At 69.1% G+C, this 11586-nt stretch carries 12 protein-coding genes and 1 pseudogene; 6 read left to right on the forward strand and 7 right to left on the reverse strand.

The window, feature by feature from the left end:
* Positions 1–4: 4 nt before the first annotated feature.
* Positions 5–1321, forward strand: coding sequence for an ABC transporter permease (locus WAT24_RS03045; RefSeq protein ID WP_336806344.1), 1317 nt, complete (start codon positions 5–7; stop codon positions 1319–1321).
* A gap of 27 nt (positions 1322–1348) precedes the next feature.
* Here WAT24_RS03045 and WAT24_RS03050 read toward each other — a convergent pair whose 3' ends face one another.
* The gene (locus tag WAT24_RS03050) at positions 1349–2764 is read right to left on the reverse strand and encodes a short-chain fatty acid transporter (protein ID WP_336806345.1); all 1416 of its coding nucleotides are present in this window, start codon (positions 2762–2764) and stop codon (positions 1349–1351) included.
* 203 nt (positions 2765–2967) lie between these two features.
* Here WAT24_RS03050 and WAT24_RS03055 point away from each other — a divergent pair.
* Positions 2968–3826: pseudogene (locus tag WAT24_RS03055) on the forward strand (IS481 family transposase).
* Here the strand turns inward: WAT24_RS03055 and yedA are convergent.
* From yedA to WAT24_RS03075, 4 genes are all read right to left on the reverse strand, one after another.
* Positions 3823–4740: a drug/metabolite exporter YedA gene (yedA, locus tag WAT24_RS03060; protein ID WP_336806346.1), complete on the reverse strand. Its 918-nt coding sequence runs from the start codon at positions 4738–4740 to the stop codon at positions 3823–3825. The pseudogene WAT24_RS03055 and the gene yedA overlap by 4 nt on opposite strands.
* Positions 4741–4772: 32 nt before the next feature.
* Positions 4773–5159 carry a VOC family protein gene (locus tag WAT24_RS03065; RefSeq protein ID WP_336806347.1) on the reverse strand — a complete coding sequence of 129 codons (387 nt, stop codon included), beginning with the start codon at positions 5157–5159 and terminating at the stop codon, positions 4773–4775.
* Between the two features lie 144 nt (positions 5160–5303).
* Entirely contained in the window at positions 5304–6164 is an 861-nt protein-coding gene (locus tag WAT24_RS03070; RefSeq protein WP_336806348.1) for a methylated-DNA--[protein]-cysteine S-methyltransferase, read from the reverse strand.
* A 72-nt stretch (positions 6165–6236) separates the two neighbouring features.
* Positions 6237–6509 carry a hypothetical protein gene (locus WAT24_RS03075; protein WP_336806349.1) on the reverse strand — a complete coding sequence of 91 codons (273 nt, stop codon included), beginning with the start codon at positions 6507–6509 and terminating at the stop codon, positions 6237–6239.
* Between the two features lie 76 nt (positions 6510–6585).
* Here WAT24_RS03075 and WAT24_RS03080 point away from each other — a divergent pair, with 76 nt between their 5' ends.
* Positions 6586–6930 (forward strand): Rieske (2Fe-2S) protein, encoded by a 345-nt coding sequence (locus WAT24_RS03080; RefSeq protein WP_336806350.1) that lies wholly within the window; start codon positions 6586–6588, stop codon positions 6928–6930.
* An 87-nt stretch (positions 6931–7017) separates the two neighbouring features.
* On the opposite strand, the gene WAT24_RS03085 is transcribed toward WAT24_RS03080, so the two are convergent.
* Both WAT24_RS03085 and WAT24_RS03090 read right to left on the reverse strand, forming a co-directional pair.
* Complete coding sequence (locus WAT24_RS03085) at positions 7018–8100, reverse strand: polysaccharide biosynthesis/export family protein (RefSeq protein ID WP_336806351.1); 1083 nt, start codon at positions 8098–8100, stop codon at positions 7018–7020.
* Positions 8101–8194: 94 nt separating this feature from the next.
* Positions 8195–8458: a hypothetical protein gene (locus WAT24_RS03090; RefSeq protein ID WP_336806352.1), complete on the reverse strand. Its 264-nt coding sequence runs from the start codon at positions 8456–8458 to the stop codon at positions 8195–8197.
* Between the two features lie 313 nt (positions 8459–8771).
* On the opposite strand from WAT24_RS03090, the gene WAT24_RS03095 reads away from it, so the two are divergent.
* From WAT24_RS03095 to WAT24_RS03105, 3 genes are all read left to right on the forward strand, one after another.
* Positions 8772–9206 carry a low molecular weight protein-tyrosine-phosphatase gene (locus tag WAT24_RS03095; protein ID WP_336806353.1) on the forward strand — a complete coding sequence of 145 codons (435 nt, stop codon included), beginning with the start codon at positions 8772–8774 and terminating at the stop codon, positions 9204–9206.
* 23 nt (positions 9207–9229) lie between these two features.
* Positions 9230–11446: a polysaccharide biosynthesis tyrosine autokinase gene (locus WAT24_RS03100; RefSeq protein ID WP_336806354.1), complete on the forward strand. Its 2217-nt coding sequence runs from the start codon at positions 9230–9232 to the stop codon at positions 11444–11446.
* 40 nt (positions 11447–11486) lie between these two features.
* Positions 11487–11586, forward strand: a 100-nt coding sequence (locus tag WAT24_RS03105) for a hypothetical protein (protein WP_336806374.1), incomplete at its 3' end; no start/stop codon positions are given.

The raw sequence follows: 11586 nt of genomic DNA on the forward strand, positions 1-11586 counted from the left end.
TGCGATGAAATCGTTCCTGGGTGGACTGGCGTTGTTGCTGGTGGTGGTGCTCAGCATCGTGGCGTGGGCGGTGCTGCCCTGGCCGGCGCTGCTGGCGGTGGCGGTGCTGTTCCTGCTGTGGATGCAATTGACGCGGGTCGGCCGCCAGGCCGGCTCGGCGACCAGCGTCGGCGTGAGCACCCTGTCGCAGCGGATCGGCTCCTCGTCCGTGGTGGTGATCGGCATCGCCGGCGTGGTGGCGGTGCTGGTGTCGCTGCTGGCGATGGGCGTGGGCTATCGCGAGGCGCTCAGCAAGAGCGGCAGCGCCGATACCGCCATCGTGATGCGCGGCAGCTCGGCCTCGGAAGTGTCCTCGGTGCTCGACCATGCCAGCGTGACCGTGATCCAGGAGGCCCCCGGCATCGCCCGCGACGCTTCCGGCAAGCCGATCGCCTCGCCCGAGCTGGTGGTCGCGGCCAACCTGCCACTCAGCGACGGCAGCGGCGACGAGGGCAGCGTGCAGGTGCGCGGCATCGGCGAGCAGGCCTGGGCGCTGCGCCCCGAGGTGAAGCTGATCGCCGGCCGCAAGTTCAGGCCGGGCCTGCGCGAGCTGGTCGCGGGCAAGGGCGCACAGCGGCAGTTCGCCGGGCTCGAGCCGGGGCGGCAGATCAAGCTGGGCAGCGAGACCTGGACGGTGGTCGGCATTTTCGACGCCGGCAACGCCATGGACTCGGAGCTGTGGGCGGACGCGGACATGATCGCCTCGGCCTACCGCCGCGGCAGCTCGCGCACCTCGGTGTTCGTCCGCCTGACCGACCCCGGCGCCTTCGACACCTTCAAGGCGGCCCTGAAGGCGGACCCGCGGCTGCAGGTGGATGTGGATACCACCCTCAGCTACTTCAGCAAGCAGTCCGAAGGCGTGACCAAGGTGATCAGCGCCATCGGCATGGTGGTCGGCGTGATCATGGGCATCGGCGCGGTGTTCGGCGCGCTCAACACGATGTTCGCCGCGGTGGCCGGGCGCGCGCGCGAGATCGCCACACTGCGCGCGATCGGTTTCCGCGGCACGCCGGTGGTGGTGGCGGTGATGCTGGAGACCATGCTGCTGGCCCTGTTGGGCGGCGTGCTCGGCGGCCTCGTCGCCTGGCTGCTGTTCAACGGCTTCAGCGCATCGACGCTCGCCTCCGGCGCGGTCGGCAAGCTCAGCTTCCAGCTGCACGTGACGCCGCAGCTGCTGTGGACCGGGCTGAAGTGGGCGCTGGCGATCGGCTTCATCGGCGGCCTGTTCCCGGCCGTGCGCGCGGCGCGGCTGCCGGTGACCACGGCGCTGCGGGAGTCCTGAGCCCGGGCCTCCCGCTCCCGCCCGCCGCTAGGGCATCGCCGGGGGCACGTAGCTCAACGTCAGGCCCAGCAGCCACAGCAGGCCCAGCACCAGCGGCACGTGCACCAGCAGCTGGATGAAGGTGAAGCCCACCACGTCGCGCGCCTTGAGGCCCAGCACGCCCAGCAGCGGCAGCATCCAGAACGGGTTGACCAGGTTCGGCAACGCCTCGGCGGCGTTGTAGACCTGCACCGCCCAGCCCAGGTGCACGTGCAGGTCGTTGGCCGCCTGCATCACGTAGGGCGCCTCCACCAGCCACTTGCCGCCACCCGAGGGCACGAAGAAACCCAGCACCGCCGAGTAGGCGCCCATCACCAGCGGAAAGGTGCCGGTGGTGGCCACGTGCACGAACGCGCCGGCCAGGCGGTGGGCGAGCGTGGCGCCGTCCGCGCCCGGCGCGTGGGTGAGCAGGGCGGCGATGCCGCCGTAGAGCGGAAACTGGATCAGCACGCCGGCAGTGCCCGGCACGGCGCGTGCCACCGCGTCGAGGAAGCTGCGTGGGCGCCAGTGCAGCAGCAGGCCGAGGGTGAGGAACAGCAGGTTGTAGGTATTGAGGTCGGCGATCGCGCTGGCCAGCGGCATCGTGGCGAAGCGCCGGACCAGCCAGCCCAGCCCCAGCACACCGACCAGCACGGCCAGCAGCGGGCTGTACTCGAGCCATTCGCCCGGCCGCGTGCGCGGCGGCAGGGCGGGGCTCGCGTCGATCTCGGCCGCGCCGCAGTCGCGCGCGGTGCGGGCGCGGTCGCCGGTCGGCGTGGTGAACCAGCAGACCAGCAGCGAGGCGACGATCAGCACCGCGGTCAGCAGCAGCGACTGCCACAGGAAGATGGTCTGCCTGAAGGGCAGCACGCCGGTGATCGCGAGCAGCCCCGGCGGCATGCTCGCCGGATTGGCCTGCAACTGCGCGGCCGAGGACGACAGGCCCATCGCCCACACCGCGCCGAGGCCGAGGTAGGCGGCGGCGCCCGCCGCGCGGTAGTCCATGCGCAGCTCCTCGCGCCGCGCCAGCGTGCGCACCAGCAGCCCGCCGAACACCAGCGAGAAGCCCCACGACAGCAACGAGGCCAGCATGCTGAGCAGGCCCACGTAGCACACCGCGCCGCGACCGCTGCGCGGCATGCGCGCCAGCGCATCGATCAGCCGCGCCACCGCCGGCGCGCTGGCCACCACGTAGCCGCCGATCACCACGAAGGCCATCTGCATGGTGAACGGGATCAGGCTCCAGAAGCCGTCGCCGAAGGCCTGCACGGTGGCCACGGGCGTGGCGCCGAAGGTGAGCGCGAGCAGCGCCACCAGCGCCACGCCCAGTGCCGCGAACACCCACGCGTCGGGAAACCAGCGCTCCGACCAGGCCGCACAGCGCAACGCCGCGCGCGCCAGCAGGCCCTCCTGCGATGCGTTCATGCCGCTCTCCCGTGGCTGTCCTCGCGGCATGGTGGCGCGCGTCCGGCGGATCGACAAGACGCCTGGACGCGCAGCCTTCGGGCAAGCTCGCTCCTACACGGACGGCCGGGCTAGCTGTGATGTTTCAAGAGGTTGTTCCCCCCTCGCCGGAGGGCGAAGCTGATGTCGCCAAACAGCCAGCTTCCATCCGCGAGGGGAACAACATGCACAAGAATGCGCGCCTGACGCCCAAGGGTCGAGAGGTGCTGATCCAACGCCTGCAAGCCGGCCAGCGAGTGGCCGAGGTGGCCCAGGCGATGGGCCCATCCGAGACGACGGTACGCAAGTGGTGGCGCCGCTTCAGACAGGGCGAAGGCCTCGCCGACCGCAGCAGCCGGCCGCACCGCAGTCCGCGTGCCGTGGCCCGCGAGCGATGCGCACAGATCGAGGCCTTGCGGCGGCAGCGCCGGATCGGCCGCTGGATTGCCACGACGATGGGCCTGTCGGCGGCCACCGTGTCGCGCGTGCTGCGGCGGGCACGCCTGAGCCGCTGGCGTGAGCTTGAGCCGCGAGCGTCCCAGCCATCGCGTGACCGGCGATCGGCGTGACCGAGTGCGCGGCATCGGCTGGGAGTTCGCCCATGTGGCCATCGACGACCATTCGCGCACCTCCCTGATCACCATGGCCGAGGACGAGCGCAAGGAAAGCGCCGTGGCGTTCCTGGAGCAGGTGGTCGAGCACTACCGCGCCTGCGGCATCCGCGTCGAGCGCGTGATGACCGACAACGGCGCGGCCTACCGCTCACGGGCCTTTGCCGACGCCTGCCGGCGCCTGCAGGTGCGCCACCTCTACGCCCGGCCCTATACGCCCCAGACCAACGGCAAGGCCGAGCGCTTCATCCAGACAGCCCTGCGTGAATGGGCCTATGCGGCCAGCTACGCCACCTCACAACAGCGGCGCGAGGCGCTGCGGGACTGGCTCCACCACTACAACTGCCACCGACCGCATAGCGCGCTCGGTGGTCAGCCACCGGTGTCTCGCCTGATGCTCAGCCGAAACAACCTATTGAAGCTCCACAGCTAGCGCGCCGGTTTCTTCGCCAGGGTGATGATGGCCACGCCGAGCAGGATCACCGCCATGCCGGCCAGATCGAACGGACCGACGTGCTCGCCGGCGAGCAGCAGGCCGAACAGCACCGCCACCGGCGGATTCACGTAGGCGTAGCTGGTCGCCAACGCCGGCCGGGCGTGCTTGAGCACGTAGAGGTAGGCGCTGAAGGCCACGATCGAGCCGAATAGGGCCAGATATACCACCGCCAGCGTGGCATGCAGGGTGGGGTGCGCCGGCAGGCGCTCGCCGGTGCCGAAGCCGACCAGCAGCAGCGCCACGCTGGCGCAGAGCATCTGCGCCGCCGTGTTCATCGGGCCGACCGGCATGTCCTGACGCTTGCTCCACACCGAACCGAAGGCCCAGCACATCGCCGCCGCGATCAGCGCCAGCGCGCCGATGCGCGAGCCGGACAGCCCGCTGCCCAGGTTCAGCACCACCACGCCGACGAAGCCGACCAGCAGACCGACCGTCTCGCGCCGGTTCGGCCATTGCCCGTACAGGCCGGAGAACACCGCGGCGAACAGCGGCATGCTGGCGACCGCCACCGCCGCGATGCCCGAACTGACGGTCTCCTCGGCGTAGCACACCAGGCCGTTGCCGCCGAGCAACAGCAGCACGCCGGTGATTGCCGCGTTGCGCCACTGGCGCGGCGTCGGCGGACGCACGCCGCGCCAGCGCAGGAAGGCGTACATCGCCAGGCCCGCGCCGAGAAAGCGCACCCCGGCGAGCAGGAACGGGGGGTAGCTCTCCAGCGCGAAGCGGATGCCAAGGTAGGTCGATCCCCAGATCACGTACAGCGCCAGCAGCGCGAGCGGGATCAGCACGCGGGGATCGTCCAGCGCGCGGGGAGCGGCGGCAGCGGCAGTGTGTTCGTCGATGGCAGACATGGGACGGAGCGGGTGGGGAAGGGAGAGGGGGATCAGCCGGCCAGGTGGGTGCCGATCCACCAGAGGTTGCCCTCGGCGTCGCGCAGGCCGGCGGTGCGGTCGCCGTAGGGCTGGTCGGTCGGCGGCGACACGCTGGTGGCGCCGGCCACCAGGCCGCGGGCGTGGCAGGCGTCGACGTCCGGCACGTAGACGTGGACCGAGCCGCAGATCGCGGCGGCCCGTTCGGGGCGCTCGCCCAGCATCACCACCGAATCGTCGATCTGCACCTCGGCGTGCATGATCGAGCCGTCCTCGCGTGTCTTGCGGTAGAGCTCGCGCGCGCCGAAGGTGGCGGCGAGGAAGTCGAGCATCGCGCGCGCGTCGGCGACCAGCAGGTAGGGCGACACGGCGGGGTGGCCGGCGGGCTTGTGCTTGGGCATTGGGGGTTCCCTGGCGACGGCACGCGCGTCGCGGGCGGCGGCCGGATGCCGCCGTCGCGTGCACGATCGGGCCGAAGTGCGCACGATAGCCGGACCGGGTGTCCGGCGGTAGCGCAGTCTGTGCAAGTCAGCCTTGAGCCGTGCTCAAGAAGCGCGACGGCGCGGCGCCCGCCGCGCCCGCTCGCGGGCTAGCAGTTCGCGCTTGCGTTCCACGCCCCAGCGCCAGCCGCCCAGCGAGCCGTCCTCGCGGACCACGCGGTGGCAGGGCACGATCAGGGCGAGCCGGTTGCTGCCGCAGGCGTTGCCGATCGCGCGCGCCGCCTTGGGGTCGCCCAGTTCGGCGGCGAGCGCTCGGTAGCTGCGCGTCTCGCCGGCAGGGATACGGGTGAGCGCGTTCCACACCCGCCACTGGAACGCCGTGGCGGCGACGTCCAGCGGCGGCATGGCCGGTGCGGCGGCGTTGCTCCAGCCCAGCTCGCTGGCGATGCGCGCGATCACTGCGTCCAGCCATTCCTCGCGGCCCTCGTCGACGCGTTCGCGCTCGGCGTGCGGGAACTCCTCGGCCAGGCGGCGCTCCAGCGACGCATCGTCGTCGCCCAGGGTCACCGCGCAGATGCCACGGGTGGTGGTGGCGACCAGCAGCCGGCCCAGCGGCGTGGCGGTGGTGGTGTAGCGGATGCTGGCGCCGGCGCCGCCGGCACGGTAGCTGGCCGGGGTCATGCCCAGCAGGCGGTCGCTGTGCTCGTAGACGCGGCTGCCCGAGCCGAAGCCGGCCTCGTAGACCGCGTCGGTCACCGCCGCGCCTTCGCGCAGCGCCGCCTTCAGCTGGTCGAAACGGCGCGCGCGGTGGTACTCGGCCGGGCTCATGCCGAAGCGGCGGCGGAAGGCGCGCTGCAGGTGGCTGGGGCTCAGCGCCACGGCGCTGGCCAGGTCGTCCAGGCTGGGGGCGGTCTCGGCCTCGTCGAGCAGTCGGCGGGCCTGTTCGAGGGGTTCGATGGCGGACATGGTGGCGTTCCGGTTTCCAGATGACGCCAGCCTAGGCGGGCCGGCCCGGACGGACCATCCGCTTCTTGCGCGTCAGCGCGTGACCGGACGGCCGTGGCGCAGCACCACGAACTCGCCCTCGAGCACCTGCGGGCGGGTGCCCGCGGCGGGCGCGGCGCGGCCGACCGCCCGGGCGCGGTTCCACTGGCGCAGCGCCAGCCAAAGGCCGCCGCCGACCAGCAGCACGCCGGCCACCACCAGCCCGAACACGAGCATCACGCCCACCACGGCAAGCCCCACGAGCAGCGACAGGGCGCGCACGAGCGGGTGGCGGGAGCGGGGCGAGGGCAGCTGGAACGAGCGCATGTTAAAAATCCGTGTGGTAAAATCAACGACTTACGTGCGCAACCATGGGGCTTTCCGCCCCGCGAGGCAAGTGCCGATGGATACACCCCCCGGGGCGCTTTGCCGTCTCGATCACATTCCCGACGGCGTCGCGGTCGCTGTGGACGCCGAACTGCCGGACGGCCCGGAGAACCTGATCGTGCTGCGCGAGGGCGAGCAGGCGCGCGCCTGGCTCAACATCTGCCCGCATGCCGGGCGCCGGCTGGATTGGTCGCCGGGCCAGTTCCTGATCAGCAAGGGCCTGCTCGTCTGTGCGGCGCATGGCGCGAGTTTCCGCACCGGCGACGGGGCCTGCGTGGGCGGGCCGTGCCGCGGCCAGGCGCTGCGTGCGGTCGGGGTGTGCGTGGAACGGGGCTGGGTGCGGCTGCGGGATGCCGGCTAGCGCGCCGGCCGCACGCGCCCAGGCGCCAAACGCAAAGGGCCCGGCGATCCATGTCCGACGGGCCGTCCCTGGCCCGTCAGCCATAACTCAGTTGTTGTTGATGCGGTCGGCCGTGCCCGCGGTCTGGTAGATGAAGCCCGACAGCGGCAGCAACTGGCTCAGCACGCGGTTCCACTTGGTGATGCCGGACGCGCCGACGAACACCACGTCACCCGGCTCAACCTTGAAGTTGTCCGCCAGCGCGTACGCGGCTGGCGAGCGCGCGTTGAGGTGGAACACCTGCGCGGGGGTCTGGCTGAGCTTCTCCGAGCCGCGGATCACGTACACCGCATTGCCGGAGGCGGTGACCTGGCTGATCCCGCCCGCGCGACCCAGCGCCTGGGTCAGGGTCAGGTCGGTGGTCTTGAAGGTGATCGCCTGTGGCCGGACCACTTCACCCACCACGTAGACTTCCTTGTTGTCGTTGTAGGGCAGGAACAGCTTGTCGCCCGGCTTGAGGTAGATCGGCTGGCTGCCTTCGGCCTGGTCGAGCTTGGTCAGATCGAGCGTATAGGTGCGGCCGTCGCGGGTGAGCTTGAGGCCCGACAGATCCGCTTCCTGCGTGTTGACGCCGGCTGCGCCGATCGCCTGGGACAGGGTCAGGGGCACGGCATTGAGCACTTGGGCGTCGGTGCGCTGGAACGCGCCCTCGAGCGTAATGCGATGGCTGCCATAGCCGACCACGCTCACGTCCACCTGCGGGTCGCGCACGAAGCTGCTGAGCTTCTTGGTCAGCAGCTGGCGCAATTCCTCGATGGTCAGGCCGGCGGCCTTGACCGTGCCGGCGTAGGGATAGAACAGCGTGCCGTCCGGGCGCACCAGACGGCCGTTGGCGACGGTCTGCTGCTGCGAGCCGGCCGGCGAGGTCAGCTCCGGGTGATCCCACACCGTGATGTAGAGCGTGTCGCCCGAGCCGATCCGGTAGTCCTCCGGCTGGTAGGACAGCAGTTCGGGCGGAATCGCCGGTTGCGTCGCTTCGGTCGCGACCAGCTCCGGCGTGATCTGCACCAGTTTGGCGTAGCTGTCGTCACGCGTGAGCGCGCCTTCGTCCATCCGCTGGCCGGGCACGATGGCGCAACCGTTGAGCACGAGGGCGACGAGGAAGAGGGCTACTGCGGGTAGCGTTTTCATAATGCTTCCTTTCTGCTTGAGTCGGCGACGTGATAATCGCGGGTAAAGAGCGTTGGAAAACCGACTTGATTACCAATCGGCGACCGTTCGAGTCTTAATGGTGGCGGTTATTCGTGGTGACCGAACCGAGGCGTTTCGGGGACTGTTCAGGGAGAATCTTCACGGACTCCTCCGAACCGCCGGTCGCCACCCTGCCGCCGATGCTGTCCAGCAGGGCGGCGGGGCTGGTATCGGTCTGCGTGGGCATGGTCTGGATCGTCGACGGCGTGCCAATGTGAGTCCGCGGAACCTTGTGCGCCAAGGCCTGGGCGGTGATCAGCATGGCGCCGATGGCGAGCATGGGCTTGAAGATGTTCATGGGTCGGGCCCCCCGAGGATTGGATGACTGCCAAGCGGGCTCTTCGATCTAACGCGATCGTTTGTGAATGCTGCGAGAAAGCAGGTTCTGCAATGGCAACGGCGTGGGTGCGCGCGCCGCGTGAACGGTAACAGTCGCCGCATAGGCATTTTCTTCACGCAAATGAAGGCCGCGTCCAACATGATTTTTTCACGGACCCCGAGTTTAGACTGCCAATTCTTCCGATCGGCCGTTCGTGTGCTGCTTGCGGCCAAACGCCTTTCGGATATCGGACAGGGGCCGCATGGCCGTCGGATCGAGGAGTGTGCGGGTCGTGTTCAACAGCATCCTGGTGGTCTGCTTCGGCAACGTGTGCCGCAGCCCGGTGGCGGAATTCCTTTTCCGCCGCCATCTGGGCGATCGCGGCATCCGCGTGAGCAGCGCTGGCCTGGGGGCGCTGGTAGGCAGCCCGATGGACGAGAACGCCATCGCGCTGCTGCAGGAACGCGGCATCGATGCTTCCGAGCACCGCGCACGCCAGTTGGAGCCATCGATGCTGCGCGAAGCCGATCTCGTTCTGGCCATGGAACGGCGGCACCTGAACTCCCTCGTGCGGATCGCGCCCGAGGCCAGCGGCAAGGCCTTCCTGTTCGGCAAGTGGGACGACGGCGGTGACGTTCCGGATCCCTACCGGCGTCCCCGTCCGGTGTTCGAGCAAGTGCACGAGTCCATCGAGCGTGGCGTCAGCAGCTGGCTGCGCTACCTGTGAAAACCCAGCCTAGGAATCGGGCTATGACCACCAAACAGACGTTTCCCTCCTCCCCGCGGCGCGACGACGACATCGACCTGCATGCGTTGCTCGGGACGCTCCTCGACCACAAGTGGTTGATCGTCGGAGTCACCGCGTTGTTCTTCGTGTTCAGCGTGCTGTACGTGACGCTGGCCACGCCCGTGTACGAGGCGACCGCCACCGTGCAGGTGGAGCAGAAAGTCCCGAGCCTGCCCGGGCTGGACGACCTGACGCAGACGCTCGGTGCCTCCAGTTCGCAGGCCACCACCGAAATCGCCCTGATCACCTCGCGCACGGTGATCGGTCAGGCGGTAACCAACCTGAAGCTGGACATCCAGGCCGAACCGGAACGCTTCCCGATCATCGGCAACTATCTGGCGCGGCACTACAACCCCCAGATGCCGGGTGACGTGGCCCCGCCGTTGATGGGCATGGACAGCTACGACTGGGGCGGCTCGCAGCTGGACATCTTCCAGCTCGATGTCCCCTCCGGTCTGCTTGACAAGCCGCTGCACGTAATCGCCGGAGAGCATGGGGCCTACACCCTGACCGACGACGACGACAACGTCCTGTTGCAAGGTCGCGTCGGGCAGACGGCGACCGGCAACGGCATCACCATGCAGGTGCAGGCGTTGCACGCCAACCCGGGCACCGTGTTCGACGTTGCGCGCCATTCCCACCTGGGCACGATCACGGCATTGCAGGCCGCAATCCAGGCGGTGGAGATGGGCAAGGATTCGGGCATCATCGTCCTTACCTACGACAATCCGGACCCGGTGCTGGCCACCCAACTGCTCGACCAGATCAGTTCGCTGTATGTGCAGCAGAACGTCGAGCGCAATTCGGCCGAAGCAGCCAACAGCCTGAAGTTCGTCAAGGAACAGCTGCCCAAGGTCAAGATGGATCTGGAAAAGGCGACCGCCGCGCTGAATGCCTTCCAGATGCGCGCGCACTCGGTCGACATCAGCCTGCAGACCAAGGGCCTGCTCGATCAGACGGTCTCGATCGACACGCAGATCGAGAACCTGCGCATGCAGATGGCGGACGTCGAGCGCAAGTTCACCAGCAACCACCCGACCTACCAGGCGCTCGCCGCGCAGATCGGCCAGTTGCAGGCCAAGAAGGCCGCGCTGGAGAAGCAGGTCGGCAACCTGCCTGACACCCAGCAGGAACTGCTGCGCCTGACCCGCGACGTGCAGGTCAGCAACGAGACCTACACCAACCTGCTGAACCAGGCCCAGCAACTCGACATCGCGCGTGCCGGCACCGTAGGCAACGTGCGCGTGGTGGACCGTGCTGCCACCAACACCAACAAGCCGGTCTGGCCGCCGAAGATGATTCTGGTGTTCTGTGGCACGGCCCTGGGCGGCCTGCTGGCGCTGGCATTCATCTTCATCCGCCAGTTGCTCAACCGTGGCGTCGAGGACTTGGCGGCGATCGAGCACGTGGGTCTGCCGGTGTATGCCTGCGTGCCGCTGTCCGCCGCCGAGCGCGAGATCTCCGTGCGCACCGGCAAGGTGCGGCGAGGGGTGTATGCACAGCACCTGCTTGCGCAGAGCGCACCAGACGACCTGGCAGTAGAAGCGCTGCGCAGCCTGCGCACCAGCCTGCACTTCGCCCGGCTGGAGGCAAAGAACAACCTGCTGATGATTTCCAGCCCCGGCCCCGGGGCCGGCAAGACCTTCGTCGGCGCCAACCTGGCCGCGGTGATCGCGCAGGCCGGCCAGCGCGTGCTCCTGATCGATGCGGACATGCGCAAGGGTGCCTTGCACTCGGTGGTCGGCGGGCGCCCGGAGCAGGGCCTGTCCGAGCTGATCTCCGGCCAGATCGGGCTGTCCGAGGCGGTCCGCACGGTAGAGGGGGCAAGCAATCTCTACTTCATTGCGCGCGGCAAGGTCCCGCCGAACCCGTCCGAGCTGCTGATGCATGCGCACTTCACCGCGCTGCTGGAGAAGCTCAAGCCACGCTTCGACCTGATCATCATCGACACACCGCCGATCCTGGCGGTGACCGATGCCGCGGTGATCGGCCACCACGTGGGCACCAGCCTGATGGTGGTGCGCTTCGGTGTGAACCAGGCGCGCGAGATCGCGCTGGCCAAGCAGCGCTTCGAGCAGAACGGCGTGCCGGTCAAGGGCGCGATCTTCAACGCCGTCGAGAAGCGCAGCGCCGGCTACTACGCCTACGCGTACTACGAGTACGCCGGCGCCAAGGCCTGATCCCGCCCACGCTCAACGAAGAAAAGGACACAGCATGACACTGAAAGTCACCCTGTTCGGCACCGGCTACGTGGGCCTGGTCACCGGAACCTGCCTGGCGGAGATGGGCAACCAGGTGCTTTGCGTGGACGTGGACGCGG

This window comes from Fulvimonas yonginensis (genome assembly GCF_037137055.1).
Classification (GTDB): Bacteria; Pseudomonadota; Gammaproteobacteria; order Xanthomonadales; family Rhodanobacteraceae; genus Frateuria_A; species Frateuria_A yonginensis.

Bases quoted from the DNA above. Each gene is read 5' to 3' on its own strand.
- WAT24_RS03045 (WP_336806344.1), top strand. From the start codon at position 5: ATGAAATCGTTCCTGGGTGGACTGGCGTTGTTGCTGGTGGTGGTGCTC.
- WAT24_RS03050 (WP_336806345.1), bottom strand. From the start codon at position 2,764: ATGAACGCATCGCAGGAGGGCCTGCTGGCGCGCGCGGCGTTGCGCTGT.
- yedA (WP_336806346.1), bottom strand. From the start codon at position 4,740: ATGTCTGCCATCGACGAACACACTGCCGCTGCCGCCGCTCCCCGCGCG.
- WAT24_RS03065 (WP_336806347.1), bottom strand. From the start codon at position 5,159: ATGCCCAAGCACAAGCCCGCCGGCCACCCCGCCGTGTCGCCCTACCTG.
- WAT24_RS03070 (WP_336806348.1), bottom strand. From the start codon at position 6,164: ATGTCCGCCATCGAACCCCTCGAACAGGCCCGCCGACTGCTCGACGAG.
- WAT24_RS03075 (WP_336806349.1), bottom strand. From the start codon at position 6,509: ATGCGCTCGTTCCAGCTGCCCTCGCCCCGCTCCCGCCACCCGCTCGTG.
- WAT24_RS03080 (WP_336806350.1), top strand. From the start codon at position 6,586: ATGGATACACCCCCCGGGGCGCTTTGCCGTCTCGATCACATTCCCGAC.
- WAT24_RS03085 (WP_336806351.1), bottom strand. From the start codon at position 8,100: ATGAAAACGCTACCCGCAGTAGCCCTCTTCCTCGTCGCCCTCGTGCTC.
- WAT24_RS03090 (WP_336806352.1), bottom strand. From the start codon at position 8,458: ATGAACATCTTCAAGCCCATGCTCGCCATCGGCGCCATGCTGATCACC.
- WAT24_RS03100 (WP_336806354.1), top strand. From the start codon at position 9,230: ATGACCACCAAACAGACGTTTCCCTCCTCCCCGCGGCGCGACGACGAC.